This is a genomic window from Citrobacter sp. S46_ASV_140 (assembly GCF_018919545.1).
Taxonomy (GTDB): domain Bacteria; phylum Pseudomonadota; class Gammaproteobacteria; order Enterobacterales; family Enterobacteriaceae; genus Citrobacter; species Citrobacter braakii.
In genome coordinates this window covers 1-1,769 of sequence record NZ_JAHLRC010000250.1, presented here as the reverse complement: position 1 = coordinate 1,769, position 1,769 = coordinate 1, and the positions used below count along the sequence as shown (strand labels likewise).

The window sequence follows — 1,769 nt, the reverse complement described above, 5'->3', positions numbered from 1 at the left end:
ACCGTATACCGTAGCAGATGAGCTAAAAATGAATCGATTAACGCCTGCGGCCAGCATCCCATCCAGTAAAACCAGCGTTCCAGTGACGTTGTTTTCGTAGTAAGCAAGGGGTTCTTTTATTGACTCGGAAACCGATTTGAGGCCCGCAAAATGAATGACATCGGTGATGTTATGGTTGGCGAAAATGTTTTTTAATGCCTGCCTGTCGAGAACATCAGCGATATAGACAATGGGTTCCCTTCCTGTGAGTTCCGCGACCCTGTCCAGCGAGATTCGGCTGGCGTTCGCCAGATTATCGATGACAACGACATCATCGCCTCTTTCCAGTAGCGTTAAAACAGTATGTGAACCAATATAACCTGCACCACCAGTGACAAGAATAGCCATACAGACTCCAGAAAAATGCTAAAAACCCGAGCGATTTTCCAGCAATGCACCCAAGGATCCAATGGATCAGTTATTTTGCCGGGAAAGGTATACGTTTCTATATTTAATCATACACTTATATGATATTTTTTTAAAGATTGCCAACAGACTGAACTTATTTATTTTTGTATCATAGGCAATATAATTACTTGAGAAATTTAGCGTGTGAACGCCGTCACTGTGGTTGATCGACGAATTGATTTGTTCGATCAGATTCTCATCAAAAGTAGCGTCATTCAGTGTAACTAATTCTTTGATGTAGATAGATTTTCCATACGTTTCAGGTGTGCATTCCTGGGTTAAGAAATACATTTTGTTATCGACAAGATAAGGCGCACCCGCTCCCCGATGATGATGATTGCTCACCTTCAATGCAGGAGTAATTCTCTGCCACTGTCCGTGGAGATGCTCGGCCGAATGAATAATTATTTTATTATCCATGGTGGTCGACATAAGATAGCAGGTCTCATTCATTGAAAGAAAAATGTTATCTGTCACTTCGGTGTCAGAGATTAGAACTTTAATTTTCTTCCAGCGCGTAGGAAACTCTACTGACTGAAACAGTATCACTTCTTTTCTTTCTGATGATTCAGGAATCATGAAGAGCTGATCGTTAATATTGATCAGGAAAGGAAATGACAAATGACACATCAGGTCGTCAAAACCTTCAAGTTTCACGTCATCAATTTCAACCAGTTCACGATCAAGAATACGGCATCGGAGCGTGCCTTTCGAGTTGCGAAAGCTAAAAGCTTCATAAAAAACAAACAGTTTATCATCTTTTTCAATAAGAAAAGGATCGGCCTGAAACGTATATTTCTTTTTTAACTGCTGTGCAGCGGATTTACTTAATATATCCAGTGTATTATTCGGGAATAAGTGTGTACCATGATCCTTAATAATCATGATATCCCACGACTCATGATAGAATAACATATTTATTATTCTTTTTATTTTTGCTTGCATTCGTACCCGCTCCTTTTTATCGCCTGCATCATGTATGAACAGCTATTTGCGGCTCAGTTCATGAGACCTGTCGCAACGTTGTATGAATGTGCGAAAACTGATGTGAGAACACCAGTGGCTATTTTAAAACTAGTCGCAAGCATGTTTTTTGTCTATAGCACAAAAGTAGGTAAAAGCTCTCCAGAGCATCCTTGCTCCAGTGGACGATTTACTCGAAATGCACCTGCGGGTTATCAGCAAGGGAGACGTAGGTTTTGCTGTTTTTATCCAGGGTACGGATTTCACCGCTTTCGATGTCATATACCCAGCCGTGCAGACGAAGCGCATTATTTCGCAGCCCAACCGCGACGCAAGGATGCGTTTTAATATTATTGAGC

At 41.0% G+C, this 1,769-nt stretch carries 2 protein-coding genes and 1 pseudogene; all 3 read right to left on the bottom strand.

Going from position 1 to position 1,769, the window contains the following annotated elements:
* Positions 1 to 387: NAD-dependent epimerase/dehydratase family protein (locus KQJ19_RS23480; protein ID WP_216404268.1), on the bottom strand; the 387-nt coding region annotated here is incomplete at its 3' end.
* A gap of 66 nt (positions 388 to 453) precedes the next feature.
* Complete coding sequence (locus KQJ19_RS23475) at positions 454 to 1,392, bottom strand: hypothetical protein (RefSeq protein ID WP_049270986.1); 939 nt, start codon at positions 1,390 to 1,392, stop codon at positions 454 to 456.
* A gap of 208 nt (positions 1,393 to 1,600) precedes the next feature.
* Positions 1,601 to 1,769 (bottom strand): annotated as a pseudogene (locus KQJ19_RS23470) (carbonic anhydrase); the annotation flags it as partial.